This is a genomic window from Mycobacterium sp. NGS15, assembly GCF_059813245.1.
Genome location: NZ_JCALEF010000001.1, coordinates 428,416 through 442,517 on the forward strand (window position 1 = coordinate 428,416; position 14,102 = coordinate 442,517).

The window sequence follows — 14,102 nt, forward strand, 5'->3', positions numbered from 1 at the left end:
GACGAACCCGCCACAACCTGGGTTTCGACATTCGGTTACGGGAGTTCTGTTGGCAGACCGAACTTCTCGAACAGGGAGATATCGAAGAAGCAGACGACATGGGCCACGCCGTCTTGGGTGACGTCCAAGACGTGCATCTGGAACGGGCGGTGCACGCCGTCGCCCTCGCGCATGTAGAGGCCGATCGCCGGCTGACCATTGGCGGACGTCTCGATGAGGCGCATATCGCCGGCATGCTCGGCCGGGCACTGCTCCTTGATGAGTGTGGCGATGCTCTGTCCGCCCTGGTACCAACCGGTGAACGGGGGCATCTCCCAAATCGCCTCGGTGGTAAACATTTTCGCGATGGCATCGACGTCGTAGCGCTCGAAAGCGTCGATGTACTGACGGAGCTGTTCCCGCAGCATCGGGTCCTGAGGTTCCAGCAGGCTGTCTTCTTGCGGAGACACCTCCTGCAGCTGTGCGCGGGCGCGCTGCAGCAGGCTGTTCACCGCGGCGGTGGTGGAGCCGATGGCCTCGGCGACCTCCTGGGCCTTCCACTGCAGCACCTCGCGCAGCACCAGCACGGCGCGCTGCTTGGCGGGTAGGTGTTGTAAGGCGGCGACAAACGCCAGGCGCACCGATTCCCGGGATCCCACGATGCTGGCGGGGTCGGTGGCGCCGTCGGGCAGCGGCTCCAGCCATGGGATCTCGGCGCGTTCGTCCAACTCGTCGAGCGGGTCGGCGCTGGGGGCTCCCAGCCCGGTCGGCAGTGGCCGGCGCTGCTTGCCCTCCAGGGCTGTCAGACAGGTGTTGGTCGCGATCCGGTACAGCCAGGTGCGCACCGACGACTTGCCCTCGAACCGGTCGTACGCTTTCCATCCGCGCAGGTAGGTCTCCTGCACCAGGTCTTCGGCATCGTGGATGGATCCCGTCATCCGGTAGCAATGGGCCAGAATCTCACGCCGATATTGTTCGGTGTGCGAAAGAAATTCATCCTCGATGGCTTGTGCCGTCACGGCGCGAGGATAGTCCCGTCCACCGACACCTGTCAGGTGGTTAGCGGGTGTTGACGTGCACGGGCAGCTCGTCGTCCCAGGGCTGGCGGCTGACCATATCGGCCACTCGGACGTAGCCGCTTTCGAACTCGCCTGTGGCAGCGTCCACGAGACGGTATTGCTGGGTCTGACGATGGATGGGCTGGGCATCGAGCAGCACGATGCGTACCTCGCCGGGTTCGAACCGGCAGCGTTCCTGCATTGCGGCGATCAGCTGCTCGTTGTGCATGTGCCCGTCGCCGAAGTTCCAGCCGATGGCGGTGCTACAGATCCGTTCGCCGTCGGTGATGACGTACTCATCTTCGTCCTGTCCCGCCATGGCGCGGTGCGCGAGCGTGAACATGGCCCGACCGTGGGTATTCATGGCGCGGAACGCATAGCCGACGTACATGAGCAGGGGAGCCTGTTCGGTGCCGTAGAAGCGCTCCATCTGCGCTTGCGGCATGCTCGCGATCGCGACGATGCCCTTGTCGATTTTCGCGCTGGCGGACGGCTTGATGCACCACAGCGTGGTGTCCCAGTTTCCGGCGTAGTACCGCATGCCCGGCAGGAAGGAGATCTTGCGGGGCAACAGGTTTCCGGCGACAACCACACCGGCGCTGACGGCGAACAGAAGGAGCACGGGCACGGGGCGCTCGATGTCTTCGAGGCCGGCATTCGCGTGCGCGACGAACAGCGACAGCACACCGAAAATCATGAACACATTCCATTCCAGCGGTACACCCATCGGGATGGCGGTCAGGATGCCCAGATGGAAACAGACCATGACGATGGCTGCGATGGTGGTGACCCAGCCGCCATGGCTGAAGAACAGTGCGATCGGCACCAGCATCTCGATGGCCGTGCTCAGGTGCGCGACAGAGCGGGAGAGCGGCCCGGGGCGTAGGTCGTCGGGGAACTTCTCGAAGAACGCCCGCTTGAGCCGTTTGGCGCGGATGAGTGGGTTGTTGGACATCATCGTCGAGATGACAAAGGGGAAGTGGTGGTTGAGCTTTGACGTCGCCGCACCCATCCAGATGACGATGAAGATGAGCTTGGCGGCGACGATCATGTCGGCCCCGGCGAAGAGGAACGTCACGGTGAGAGCGCCGTACACCTCGCCGCGGGCGGCCAGGAAGATCACCTTGTCGCGTAGGCCGGCGACGGCCAGCAACCCGAGGATGGTGGCGACCAGCCAGGTGGGGAGCAGACCCGTCGCGGCAGGCTGGGAGAACAGTGCGACCAGCAGGGTCACCAGCAGCGCCGCATAGAGGGCGATATCGATCGGGGTGCGTGCGGATCCCTGGGTGAGTGGGATGCGGGGCCAGGGTGGCAAGCGAATGGTGTTGGGACGCAACCAGTACAAGATTGAACCCAAGGGCGGAAAGAACCTGTTGTTGAGCGGTCCGAAACCACAGCCGAGGCCGACGACCTCGAACAGCATGGTGTAGAGCACCACCTTCTGGAAGACGATGGGCGCGGACCAGTCCGATACACCCGTCGACACCACGGCGAACAGCCACCCGCTCAGGATGTACAGCCCGATCTTCACTACGTAGAAGAGGTGCAAGGCGACCGGTGTGCCGAAGCCCACCTCCGCCCAGTGCCGGGCCATCGGACGTATCTTCTCGGCGCGGGTGCCCTTGCTCCATTCGGCAATATCGACGACGGGCAGTGTGGGCTTGAGGAATCCCATGCGCCCACACTAGAACGTGTTCTAGGTCCGGCGGGCAAGAGCGGAGCGATTAGGGGATTGTCGGATGTTGGCCGGTACTCGCCTGCTCCGAGATTCCGTAGAGTTTCCGGGGTGAGTGGATCTAGCGATGAGCGCCGGGGAAGAGCATCGGCCCGGGTGCAGCGAGCCTTCGACGGCGCCGATAACGTGCGGATCGTCTACGACACCTGGACGCCGGTGGGAACGCCGCGTGCCGTCGTCGTGCTCTCGCACGGTTTCGGCGAGCATGCGCGTCGGTACGACCATGTCGCACAGCGATTCAACGACGCCGGGTATGCGGTGTACGCCCTGGATCACCGCGGACACGGCCGTTCCGGTGGCAAGCGTGTGTACGTCAGGGACATCTCGGAGTACACCGACGACTTCGGCACCCTGGTGGACATCGCGGCACGCGAGCACCCTGATCTGAAGCGGATCGTGCTGGGACACAGCATGGGCGGTGGGATTGTCTTCGCCTACGGGGTGGACCACCAGGACCGCTATGACCTGATGGTGCTTTCCGGGCCCGCGATCGCCGCCCAGGTGGGATTGCCGTTTGTGTTGACGCTGGTGGCCCCGGTGGTGGGACGGTTGATGCCCGGGCTGCCGGTGCAGAAGCTCGATGTCAACGCGATCTCTCATGACCCCGCGATCATCGCCGCGTACAACGCGGACCCGTTGGTCCATCACGGCCGGGTGCCCGCGGGGATCGGCCGGGCGCTGTTAGGCGTGGGAAAGACGATGCGCCAGCGCGCCGCCGATCTGAAGCGTCCGGTGCTGACGATGCACGGCAGCGACGATCATCTGACGGCGCCCGAAGGCAGCGTGTGGCTCTCCGAAGCGGCGCCCGATGCCACGCTGAAGATCTGGGATGGCCTCTACCACGAGATCTTCAACGAGTTCGACAAGGAACTCGTGCTCGACGAGGTGGTGTCCTGGATCGACGCGCGCCTCTGACGGCCGCTATCTACGCATGGCCGACAGATCGCTGAAGTCGTGGGTGTGTGCACCAGATTGCCAGTCGATCCAGTGTTCCCAGCGCCGCATCTTGCCGTCCTGCCAGCGGCGGTCCACCGCGGGGACAGCGTGGCGGGCGAGTTCTATCGCGGCGATAAAGGGGGCACGTGCGACTAGTGCCGCGGTGCCGAGCCAGCCGGTGGGGATCCGATAGAGCTTGCGGTTCCACGGCAGCATGAACAGTCGTGTGAATCCAGCCTGCAGTTGCAGGTGGAACAGTCCCCGGAGGCGATTGGCCGGTGATGAGCCGGGGCTTGGCGTGAACGAGGGGACGAACGACTCCACGAGCTCACGTGAGGCGTCCCCGCCGTCATAGGCGCGGGTGGCGTCGAAGTGATACAGAATCCGTACCGCGTCGGCGACCGTCTCGGGGTAGATGTCGTCACACCGGACCCCGAGCAGATAACCCAGATAACGACAAAAATGCAGGGCCGCAATCATTTCCGATCGTGTGGTGAGATAACCAACGGCCCACAGTCCGAGCCCGGGCGCCACACTGCCGGCGATGAGTGTCAGCAGCATCTCCGATTGGCTGATCGGCTCACCCCACTGCTCGCGACGCCATTCGGGATGTTGGCGTACGCCGCGGCGCACTGAGACGTGCATGACGCGGATCTTCATGGTGATGTGCCGGGCAACCGAATACCGGTCCAGGGCGGCACCGGGCCGTGCGCACTCCAGCCACCACCTGCTGGTCTCGAGGTGGCGATGCATCGCGCCTTGGCCCGCATAGCCGCCCGCCAGGGAGAGCGGAGTTGCCAGCCAGCCCTCGGTGTAGGTGTCCATGGTGCCGGCATTGGCAATGGAGCCCATGTCATAACCCCACCGTCGCCATACCGCGGCCCCGGCCTCGATGAGCTCCGGATCGGCCCAGGGTGGCAGGGTGTCGAACTCGGCGAACAACGCGCGCATCGATTCGGGTGCGTCGTCGACGGCGTCGATTCCCTCACTGAGAGCGCGGTCAAGGAGCGCCCGGCCGCGCTCCGGGCCGATCTCCCCGTAGTAGACCGCTTCGACGAAGCGTTCGGCGACCGGATCGGTTATCCACAGGCCTGCCCTGTATTGGCGCACCACCTCGTCCGATGGGGTGAGGTCAAACCCCGTCCAGCGGCGCAGGGCGTTGCGCACTCCCGTGTGCGCGGGTGCCGGGTTTGCGAGATTCTCCGCGTATGCCGCAGGTAGTACGGCGTTTTCCTGAAGGGTCACGCGGCCTCCACCGTCTCCCGGAATTCTCATGTGCGGCTATCGAAACACAACCCGAAGAGCTTGACAACCATGGTTGTCAGAACTGGGTGTGGTGCTTGCTGCCGCAGTATGTCGCCGGGCTCGCCTAACCTGGCCTTCGTGACAGAGGACAAGCAGCTCTCGCGGATCGCCGCTCTGCTCCGTCAGGCCGAGGGCACCGACAACGCGCACGAGGCCGAGGCCTTCATGGCGGCGGCCCAGCGACTGGCCACCGCGACCTCGATCGACCTGGCGGTCGCCCGTGCGCACTCGGCCAAACGAGACGCCCAGTCGCGGCCCATCCAGCGCACCATCACCATCGGCGAGGCGGGCACCCGCGGCCTGCGGACCTATGTCAACCTGTTCGCGTTGATTGCCGGCGCCAACGACGTCACCTGCGATGTCGCGTCCAACTCGACGTATGTGTATGCGTACGGCTTCGCCGAGGACATCGACGCCGTCCACGCGCTCTACGCCAGCCTGGTGGTCCAGATGGTCAGGGCCTCGGATACGTACATTGGTTCCGGCGCGCATCGGCCCACGCCGACCATCACCGCCCGCCTGAACTTCCAGCTGGCCTTCGGCACCCGAGTGGGGCAGCGGCTTGCCGACGCCCGTCAGGAGGCGCGCGCCGAGGCGGTGAAGACCGAGAAGCGCGGCACGGGCACCGAACTGGTGCTGCGCGACAAGGACATCGAGCTGCGCGATTTTTACAAGGGCACCTCGACGGCGCGTGGGCGATGGCGTGCGGTGAGCGCACAGGCCGGTTACTCCTCGCACGCCCGGCGCGCGGGTGATCGTGCGGGACGGCGGGCCAAGCTTGGCAATAGTCCCGAATTGGCTGGCGCTCGTGGCGCATTGGAGCAGAACTGAGCGATCAGCCGCGGCCACAGTCGGATGTCGTCGCGCGAGCGCGGCATCCACGCGATTCTCAGCGCGCCAAGGTATACGCGGCCGAGGAGTTCGTGCGCACCATGTTTGAGCGGGCGGCGAGTCACAGTCAGCGAGATATCGACTTCTTCGGCACCCGGCTGACTCTCCCGCCCGAGGCACGCTTCGCGTCGGTCGAATCGGTGCAGCGTTATGTCGATGACGTGCTGGCCCTCGTGGCGAGTCGATGGCCCGCCGGACCCGTCACGGTGCGTGCCCGTCGCGGCGGGACAGCGGCGCATTACGAGCGCGACGGAGATCGGGCGGCGATCGCCGTTCCCGATGATCGCAACGGGAGCGCTTGGGCCATGCGGGAACTGGTGATTCTGCACGAGTTGGCGCACCACCTGTGCCCGCAGGAGGGCCCGGCGCACGGGCACGAGTTTGTCACGCTCTATCCCGAGCTGGCAGGGCTGGCCATGGGGCCGGAGGTGGAGTTCGTCCTGCGCACCGTCTACGCCCGCGAAGGTGTGTGCTAGCGCACGACGGCGATCGCCAGGCCGTCCCAGCCCTTGACGCCCACTGTCTGGAGCGCGGTGGCATCCAGACGTGGATCAGAACCCAGCCGCTCCAGGGCCTGGCGGGTTCCTTCGGCGTTCGGGCCTTCTTCCGAGATCCAGCGAATCACGTTGTCCACCACGATGACTGCCCCGGGCTGTGTGAGCCGCAACGCCCAATCGAGATAGCCCGGGTTGTTGGATTTGTCGGCATCGATGAACACCAGATCGAACGGTCCCTCGACCGAGGGCAGCGAGTCGAGAGCCGGGCCTACCAGGACCTCCACACGTTCGGCGAGTCCGGCGCGCTCCAGACTGGCCTGCGCGACGGAAGCATGTTTGGGCTCGAACTCCAGCGTCACCACGGAGCCGTCGGGGCCGACCGCTTTGGCGAGCCATGCGGTGCTGTACCCACCCAGGGTGCCGACCTCCAGCACCCGGCTGGCCTTGGCAATCGTGGCCAACAAGTACAGGAACTTGCCCTGAGCGGCCGATACCGCGATATCGGGCAGGCCGCCTTCCTGCTGCGCCCGGCGGACGTGGTCCAGCTCGGCAGCGTCGGTGGCGACGGTGCGCTCCAGGTAGTCGTCGGTGTCGGTCCACACTGATTGGGAGAGAGTCACTTCCGTGAGGGTACGCCCGTTTCCTGGATTTTGAGTCGCGGGCGCGAGCCTCGTGGTATTAACACCTAACCCGCTGTCATCGCGGCCGAAGGAGTCGGTAATGGCGCTTGTCGACTATCGCGATGTGCTCGGGAAGATCGTCGTGGGGGTTGGTGTCCCCGCGATACTGGGATTGGGCGCACTTATGGCCAGTCGTTGGGGCAACGCCGTCGCCTACGCGGGCGGCTCCCACCACATGGCCCTCGTCTACACGTGTTTCTCGATTTTCGCCGTGATCGGCGGAATCTCGCTGATCATTATGTTTATCCGGGTGGTGTACGTGTACATGACCGCGGATTCGGGCACAGCGACATTCGATCCGTGGGATCTGATCCTGCTGGTGTGCGGTCTGTCCGCACTTATCGGCGGAATCATGTACTTCATCGACATTTTCACGTACATGTCGCCCCGCCCGCCTGCACCGCGGCGATTTCCCGCGCCCACGTTCCCGCGCGTTAGTCCCACACGGATATTCACCCCGACGACCACCATCAGGTGGCCGTCGTAAATCCTCTAGCCGCGTAGCGCAGAGATGAAGATCTTCGGCACTTTCAGCAGGCTGGGCTTGCTGGCGAAGTCGACCAGCAGTTCGCCGGTGCCCGCCGCGGTGGCGTTGCTCACGAACCACGGCGGCTTCGGGGACAGCGCCCACTCTCCATGCGCAAAAGATCGCGGGAACGGCCGGAACGGACCGCGCACCACGGTGCGTTCCGGCTTCTCGACCAGGAAGCCGTTGTGCACGACGCCGATTCCGCTCTGCACGTCATTGAGTACGTGACCGGGGAATGCGCCCCAGGTGGCGCCGGGGGTTAGGTAACCGACGCCGGTCCACGCGTTGACGGCCACGGTTCCGTACCGCAGATTTTCGACCAGGGCGTCGAAATCCGACCCCAGCGCCTTGATGGTGTCGGGATGCGCGATGACGTTCACGCCGAGGGTTCCGACGAATTCGTCGTTGGCGACCCTGGCTGCCTCCTGCACGAACTGAGTTCCGTCCGGGTCATGGGCGATATCAAGGTCGATCACGCCGAGGACCGGCCCGAAGTACTCGGTACGCAGCAGAGCCGTGCGATCTTCGGGGTCGACGACGAGCACACGCGCGCCGTTCTGGCCGAGGCGCTCGGCGTCCGGGTAGGACTGTTGTGCGCCGGCCACCCGGTCGTCTGAACCGGGGTAGTAGGCAGGTCGGGGCGGTGCCTCCTCGACGGCCTTACGCAGCGCGGCAAGGAACTCGTCACGCTGTGGCCACGCCTTGGAGAGCACCACGACCTGCGACGCGATGCAGTTGTAGCCGTTGTTATGCAACCGCTGGGTGGCGATGTGGCGGGTCTGGAATTCGATGTCGGAAGCGCTCCACTCGCCGGGCACCACGATGGTCGGCGAGACGCCGCCGAGCTCGCTGGTGATGGCCTTGTCCAATATGGGCGCCTGCGCAGCTTTCCGGCGCGCGCCCTCGTCACCGGTGCCGAACACGATCGCGTCGTGGGTGACCGAGCTGCCGGTCATGTGAACGTGATCGACCAGCTGGTGGTGCACCAGGTAGGTACCGACATCGGCTCCACCGGTGAGAATCCGCACCGCGCCGATCGCAATAAAGGGCTGCAGCACCTGAGTGAACACCGGAAGCAGTGGATCGGTGATGGGATTGAGCTTCAGCGCCACCACACGGTTGTGGGCGAACAGTTCATACAGGGTGTCCAGGGGCGCGATCGAGGTGATATTGCCGGCACCGAGCACCGCGCCGACACCATGGGTGTGGCTGGGATCGCGTTGCGCCAGGCCCGCGGTGCGCAAGGCCTCGGCCTGATCGACGCCGGGCTGCAACCATAGCTCGGCACTGAATCCCGACAGCAGCAGGCTGTCGAAGATGTTGAGCGGCAACACCGAAACCGTCGTACGCCCACTGGGGGTGACGCCGAACTTGGCATCCCGTAGGGGGCTGTGACCGGCGTGGAGCTGCTCCAGACTGGCGATCAGGGCGGCGATGGCACCCGCGACGGCGTACGGGCCCGAGATCCATTCCTCGCCGACCAGCGGCGATTCCGGATCGAGCTTCTTAATATCGAATGCCGCGGCCTGCACCCATTGCTGCGCGTTATCGATCACGCGCTGGCGAGTATCCGCCAGTAGTCGCAAACGATCTGCCAAAGAGATTTCCGCCCAGGCTTTTTCGCCTTCAGTCAAGTCCTGCAGGGCCTGGTCGACGGGGGATTCGATCTGCACGTCGGTCATGGAATTCAGCTCGCGCTCTAGTCGAAGTCGGATGGTTCGGATGGTGATGTGTTCGGTGGGTCACATGGTACGTGACGTACCACCTCATTGCTAGAGTGAGTCTCGTGCAGCCCGACGGCCCAGAACTCCCAGCTGGCAGGTGGAACGGCCAGCGCGAACGGCGGCGGGCTGAGTTCGTCGAGGCTGCCCTGGCCGCCATCGCCGAGCACGGACCGCAGACGTCCACGGAGCAGATCGCGGTGTACGTCGGGGTTACTCGAACAAAGCTTTACCGGCATTTCAGCGACGCGGCGGACTTGCAGCGTGCCGTCGCCCAGCGGGCCAGCGACATGATCATCGCCGAGCTTGAGCCCGTGTGGCAGCCGCTCGGTTCGATGGCGCAGATCATCGACGCGGGTATCGGTGCATACGTGCGTTTTCTGGTGGGGCACCGCAACCTGTATCGGTACCTGGCGCGCTGCTCGCTGTCGGAGGGATCGGACACACCTGACGCCATCGCCGATATTAAAATGTCGACGGGACAGCATCTTTCGCGGGTATTTGCCGTCTACCTCGAAGCGTTTGGGATCGAGACCGATACCGACCTCTTGGCGATGGGCATCGTCGGGATGGCTGAGACCTCGGTGAGTTACTGGCTTGACCAGCCGGGGGAGATCTCTCAAGAGCGGTTGATCGAAAGCCTGGTCCGGCGGATCTGGCTCATCGTCGAGGACAACCTGCGCGCGGGCGGCGTCTACCTCGATAGTCGAGAGCCGCTTCCGGAGCCGGAGGAAATCGCACGCACCGCGCAGCGTTATCGCGATCCCGCGCGTCTCCCTTAGCGGCGAAGATTTCCGTCTGCCGTGGGAGCCACCCCGCACTCAAGAGAAGCCACTCAAGAGAAGCCGGAGGGTCTAGCCGCAGACGGCTCCGACGGCGGCCGACTGCACCAGCTTCGTGTATTTGGCCAGTACGCCGGTCTTGTACCGCGGGGGCAACGGCTCGAACCCTTCACGGCGCTTTTCGATCTCGGCCTCGTCGACCAGCAGGTCCAGCTTGCCGTTGGAGACGTCGAGCCGGATGCGGTCACCGTCCTTGACGAACGCGATGGGCCCGCCATCGACGGCCTCCGGCGCGATGTGCCCGACACACAGCCCGGTGGTGCCACCGGAGAAGCGGCCGTCGGTCATCAGCAGGACATCCTTGCCCAGCCCGGCACCCTTGATGGCGCCGGTGATGGCCAGCATCTCGCGCATACCGGGGCCGCCCTTGGGACCCTCGTAGCGGATGACGACGACATCGCCGTGGGTGATGGTGCCATCCTCGAGCGCATCGAGGGCTGCGCGCTCCCGCTCGAAAACCCTTGCAGTTCCCTCGAACACGTCCGACTCGAAGCCGGCCGATTTCACCACGGCACCTTCCGGCGCCAATGAGCCGTGCAAGATCGTGATACCGCCAGTCGGGTGGATCGGGTTGTTCATGGCGCGCAGCACCTTGCCGTCCGGATCCGGCGGGGCGATGTGCGCGAGGTTCTCGGCCATGGTCTCGCCGGTGATCGTGAGGCAATCGCCGTGCAGCAGCCCGGCATCCAGCAGGGCCCGCATCACCACCGGCACCCCGCCGATTTCGTCGACGTCCTTCATCACGTGGCGGCCGAACGGTTTGACGTCGGCCAGGTGCGGCACCTTGTTGCCGACGCGCGTGAAGTCGGCCAGGGACAGTTCGACCTCGGCCTCCTTGGCGATGGCGAGCAGGTGCAGCACCGCGTTGGTGGATCCGCCGAACGCCATCACCACGGCGATGGCATTCTCGAAGGCCTCCTTGGTGAGAATGTCGCGCGAGGTGATGCCGCGCCGCAGCATCTCGACGACGGCCTCGCCGGACTTGCGTGCGTACTCCTCGCGGCGCTTGTCGATGGCAACGGGAGAGGCGCTGCCCGGCAATGACATTCCGAGAGCCTCTGCGGCGCTGGCCATGGTGTTGGCGGTGTACATGCCGCCGCAGGCACCTTCGCCCGGACAGATGGCGCGCTCGATGATATCGACGTCCTCGCGCGACATCAGGCCGCGTGCACAGGCGCCTACCGCCTCGAAGGCGTCGATGATGGTGACTTCCCTCTCGGTGCCGTCGGTCAGCTTGGCCTTGCCGGGCATGATCGATCCGTTGTAGAAGAACACCGAGGCCAGATCCAAACGTGCTGCGGCCATGAGCATTCCGGGGATCGACTTATCGCATCCGGCCAACAGCACGGACCCGTCGAGTCGCTCCGCCTGCATCACGGTCTCGACGCTGTCGGCGATCACCTCGCGGGACACCAGCGAGAAGTGCATGCCCTCATGGCCCATCGAGATGCCGTCGGACACCGAGATGGTGCCGAACTCCAGCGGGTAGCCCCCGGCCGCATGCACGCCCTCCTTGACCGACTGGGCCAGCCGCTGCAGGGACATGTTGCAGGGGGTGATCTCGTTCCACGACGAACCGACACCGATCTGCGGCTTGACCCAGTCGTCGTCACCCATGCCTACCGCGCGCAGCATTCCACGGGCGGCGGTCTTCTCCAGACCATCGGTGACGTCGCGACTGCGCGGCTTGATATCGGGTGCGTCGTGGGCTGACATGCGTCTAAGTATCCCCGTTGGCTACTTAGCCGGTCAAAGGGGATTCGCTCTCCGCGCCAGCGGCTCATCGCCGCGGATTCCGCCTCCGGAAGCCGGGCAAAGTGGCAGCATGGCCGCCATGCCATTTATGCCGGTCAGTGACTCGATGTTCCTCATCGGCGAGACGCGTGAGCATCCCTTCCACGTTGGTGGCCTTCAGCTGTTCAAACCGCCCGCCGACGTGGGCCCGGACTACGCCGAGGTGTTCTACGAACAGCTGATGTCCACCACCGAGGTGTCGTCGGACTTCCGCAAACGACCCGGGCAGCCGCTGGCCGTCATGGGCAACATCACCTGGATCATCGACGACGAGGTCGACTGGGAGTATCACGTGCGCCGCTCGGCGCTGCCCCGCCCGGCCCGGGTGCGTGAACTGTTGACCGTCACCTCCCGCTGGCACAGCTCCCCATTGGACAGGCACCGGCCATTGTGGGAAATGCATGTGGTGGAAGGGCTTTCGGACGGAAGGCTGGCGGTCTACACCAAGATGCACCATGCGGTTATCGATGGTGTCGGCGCGCTGCGGATGATGATGCGCTCGCTGTCCGACGATCCCGACGCGCGCGATTGTCAGGCGGTGTGGGCCCCGGCCAAGCGGCGGGCCAAGAGCAGCATCGTGAGCACCACGAATACCTCGGCACTGGACCTGGTCAGGGGCGCGGCCGGCGCGGTAAGGCAGGTTGTGTCCATTCCCCCTGGTCTGCTCAGGTACGGGCGTCATGCGCTGTCGGACCCGCAGCTTGTCAGGCCGCTGTCGGCACCGCACACGATGCTGAATGTCTCGATAGGAGGCGCACGGCGGTTCGCGGCGCAAACCTGGTCGATGACGCGGATCAAAGAGGTCGGCAAAGCGCTGGGCGGCACCGTCAACGACGTGGTGCTCGCCATGTGCTCGGGCGCGTTACGCACGTATCTGGAGGAACAGAACGCGCTTCCGGCCAAGCCTCTCGTCGCGATGTGTCCGGTGTCGATCCGGGCGGAGGGGGATCAGAACGCGGGGAACTCGGTCACCGCGCTGCTTGCCAACCTGGCGACCGACAAGCCGGATCCACTGGAGCGGTTCAGCGCGATCCGGGACTCGGTACAGGCCGCCAAGTCGGTGCTCTCGGAGATGACACCCCTGCAGCGGATGTTGGTCGGTGCGCTCAACGGTGCTCCGGCGTTGAGCGGTGCCATCCCGGGTTTGGTGGACCGGGCCGCTCCTGCGTTCAACGTGATCATTTCTAATGTCCCCGGCCCCCGCACCGACATGTTCTGGAACGGCTTCGAGATGGACGGCTGCTACCCGGCGTCCATTCCGATCGATGGCGTGGCGTTGAATATCACGTGCACCAGCAGCGGATCATCGATGCATTTCGGGCTGACCGGATGCCGCACGAGTGTGCCGCATCTGCAGCGCATCCTCACTCATCTGGAGGAGGCACTGACGCAGCTGGAGGACTCGGTCGTTTAGGCCGCCGTACCCGCGAGGGGTATGCCATATCGGAACTTTGTACCCTATGGGGGTATGTGAGCTACGATGGTGGCATGCGAAACCGAACTCGGACTGCGATCCTTGCCGGCGCTGCTGCTGCGGTGCTGATTCTGTCGGCGTGTAGCTCGGAAAATGCGGGCACGAAAAATGGGAGCGAGACGAAGTCCGACCATTCGGGTCATTCCGGGATGTCGGGAATGACGACGACGCTCGATACCAATCCCGCGACGGCTCCGGCATCCGATCACAACGATGCCGATGTGACCTTTGCGCAGCAGATGATCATGCATCACCAGCAGGCCGTCGAGATGTCCAAATTGACGGAGGGGCGCACCGCCAACCCGGCGGTACTGGAGCTTGCGACCAACATCGAGACCGCGCAGCGGCCCGAGATCGACACCTTCACCGAGTGGCTCAAGAGCTGGGGGCAGCCACTGATGCCAGAGGGACATGACCCCGCGGGCCATATGCCTGGCATGGTGGACACGCCGGTGTTGGACCGGATGAAGACCCTCAATGGCGAGGTCTTCGACCAGCTGTGGCTGCAGTCGATGATCGCTCATCACCAGGGCGCCGTCGCCATGTCGAATGCGGAACTCTCCGGGGGCCAGTACCCTTCAGCAAAGCAGTTGGCGCAACAGATCATCGATAATCAGCAGCCTGAGATCGACACGATGCAAGGCCTTCTCAAGGGATAATG

Annotated in this window: 13 protein-coding genes; 7 read left to right on the top strand and 6 right to left on the bottom strand. The window is 64.7% G+C overall.

Going from position 1 to position 14,102, the window contains the following annotated elements; genetic code table 11:
• Positions 1–35: 35 nt before the first annotated feature.
• Entirely contained in the window at positions 36–998 is a 963-nt protein-coding gene (locus tag AC5Y5C_RS02010) for a sigma-70 family RNA polymerase sigma factor (protein WP_499968558.1), read from the bottom strand.
• Positions 999–1,038: 40 nt separating this feature from the next.
• Positions 1,039–2,712, bottom strand: a complete 1,674-nt coding sequence (locus AC5Y5C_RS02015; protein ID WP_499968560.1) for a DUF3556 domain-containing protein — start codon at positions 2,710–2,712, stop codon at positions 1,039–1,041.
• A 156-nt stretch (positions 2,713–2,868) separates the two neighbouring features.
• On the opposite strand from AC5Y5C_RS02015, the gene AC5Y5C_RS02020 reads away from it, so the two are divergent.
• Entirely contained in the window at positions 2,869–3,687 is an 819-nt protein-coding gene (locus tag AC5Y5C_RS02020; protein WP_499969292.1) for an alpha/beta hydrolase, read from the top strand.
• A gap of 6 nt (positions 3,688–3,693) precedes the next feature.
• Here AC5Y5C_RS02020 and AC5Y5C_RS02025 read toward each other — a convergent pair whose 3' ends face one another.
• Positions 3,694–4,953, bottom strand: coding sequence for an oxygenase MpaB family protein (locus tag AC5Y5C_RS02025; RefSeq protein WP_499968562.1), 1,260 nt, complete (start codon positions 4,951–4,953; stop codon positions 3,694–3,696).
• A 138-nt stretch (positions 4,954–5,091) separates the two neighbouring features.
• Here AC5Y5C_RS02025 and AC5Y5C_RS02030 point away from each other — a divergent pair, with 138 nt between their 5' ends.
• Both AC5Y5C_RS02030 and AC5Y5C_RS02035 read left to right on the top strand, forming a co-directional pair.
• A complete protein-coding gene (locus AC5Y5C_RS02030; RefSeq protein WP_499968564.1) occupies positions 5,092–5,844 on the top strand; it encodes a DUF2786 domain-containing protein in 753 nt (250 codons plus the stop codon).
• Positions 5,841–6,380: a TIGR04338 family metallohydrolase gene (locus tag AC5Y5C_RS02035; RefSeq protein ID WP_499969294.1), complete on the top strand. Its 540-nt coding sequence runs from the start codon at positions 5,841–5,843 to the stop codon at positions 6,378–6,380. The genes AC5Y5C_RS02030 and AC5Y5C_RS02035 overlap by 4 nt, the downstream gene beginning before the upstream one ends.
• Here the strand turns inward: AC5Y5C_RS02035 and AC5Y5C_RS02040 are convergent.
• On the bottom strand, positions 6,377–7,021 hold the full coding sequence (locus AC5Y5C_RS02040) for an O-methyltransferase (RefSeq protein WP_499968565.1): 645 nt from the start codon (positions 7,019–7,021) through the stop codon (positions 6,377–6,379). The genes AC5Y5C_RS02035 and AC5Y5C_RS02040 overlap by 4 nt on opposite strands.
• 100 nt (positions 7,022–7,121) lie before the next feature.
• Here AC5Y5C_RS02040 and AC5Y5C_RS02045 point away from each other — a divergent pair, with 100 nt between their 5' ends.
• Entirely contained in the window at positions 7,122–7,568 is a 447-nt protein-coding gene (locus AC5Y5C_RS02045) for a hypothetical protein (protein WP_499968567.1), read from the top strand.
• A gap of 5 nt (positions 7,569–7,573) precedes the next feature.
• Here AC5Y5C_RS02045 and AC5Y5C_RS02050 read toward each other — a convergent pair whose 3' ends face one another.
• Complete coding sequence (locus AC5Y5C_RS02050) at positions 7,574–9,292, bottom strand: aldehyde dehydrogenase family protein (protein ID WP_499968569.1); 1,719 nt, start codon at positions 9,290–9,292, stop codon at positions 7,574–7,576.
• A gap of 95 nt (positions 9,293–9,387) precedes the next feature.
• Here AC5Y5C_RS02050 and AC5Y5C_RS02055 point away from each other — a divergent pair, with 95 nt between their 5' ends.
• Positions 9,388–10,113 carry a TetR/AcrR family transcriptional regulator gene (locus AC5Y5C_RS02055; protein WP_499968570.1) on the top strand — a complete coding sequence of 242 codons (726 nt, stop codon included), beginning with the start codon at positions 9,388–9,390 and terminating at the stop codon, positions 10,111–10,113.
• A gap of 72 nt (positions 10,114–10,185) precedes the next feature.
• On the opposite strand, the gene ilvD is transcribed toward AC5Y5C_RS02055, so the two are convergent.
• Positions 10,186–11,889, bottom strand: a complete 1,704-nt coding sequence (ilvD, locus tag AC5Y5C_RS02060; RefSeq protein ID WP_499968572.1) for a dihydroxy-acid dehydratase — start codon at positions 11,887–11,889, stop codon at positions 10,186–10,188.
• A 109-nt stretch (positions 11,890–11,998) separates the two neighbouring features.
• On the opposite strand from ilvD, the gene AC5Y5C_RS02065 reads away from it, so the two are divergent.
• Both AC5Y5C_RS02065 and AC5Y5C_RS02070 read left to right on the top strand, forming a co-directional pair.
• Positions 11,999–13,381: a WS/DGAT/MGAT family O-acyltransferase gene (locus AC5Y5C_RS02065; protein WP_499968574.1), complete on the top strand. Its 1,383-nt coding sequence runs from the start codon at positions 11,999–12,001 to the stop codon at positions 13,379–13,381.
• Positions 13,382–13,455: 74 nt separating this feature from the next.
• On the top strand, positions 13,456–14,100 hold the full coding sequence (locus AC5Y5C_RS02070; RefSeq protein WP_499968576.1) for a DUF305 domain-containing protein: 645 nt from the start codon (positions 13,456–13,458) through the stop codon (positions 14,098–14,100).
• Positions 14,101–14,102: the final 2 nt, after the last annotated feature.

Bases quoted from the DNA above. Each gene is read 5' to 3' on its own strand.
- AC5Y5C_RS02045 (WP_499968567.1), top strand. From the start codon at position 7,122: ATGGCGCTTGTCGACTATCGCGATGTGCTCGGGAAGATCGTCGTGGGG.
- AC5Y5C_RS02070 (WP_499968576.1), top strand. From the start codon at position 13,456: ATGCGAAACCGAACTCGGACTGCGATCCTTGCCGGCGCTGCTGCTGCG.
- ilvD (WP_499968572.1), bottom strand. From the start codon at position 11,889: ATGTCAGCCCACGACGCACCCGATATCAAGCCGCGCAGTCGCGACGTC.
- AC5Y5C_RS02015 (WP_499968560.1), bottom strand. From the start codon at position 2,712: ATGGGATTCCTCAAGCCCACACTGCCCGTCGTCGATATTGCCGAATGG.
- AC5Y5C_RS02050 (WP_499968569.1), bottom strand. From the start codon at position 9,292: ATGACCGACGTGCAGATCGAATCCCCCGTCGACCAGGCCCTGCAGGAC.
- AC5Y5C_RS02065 (WP_499968574.1), top strand. From the start codon at position 11,999: ATGGCCGCCATGCCATTTATGCCGGTCAGTGACTCGATGTTCCTCATC.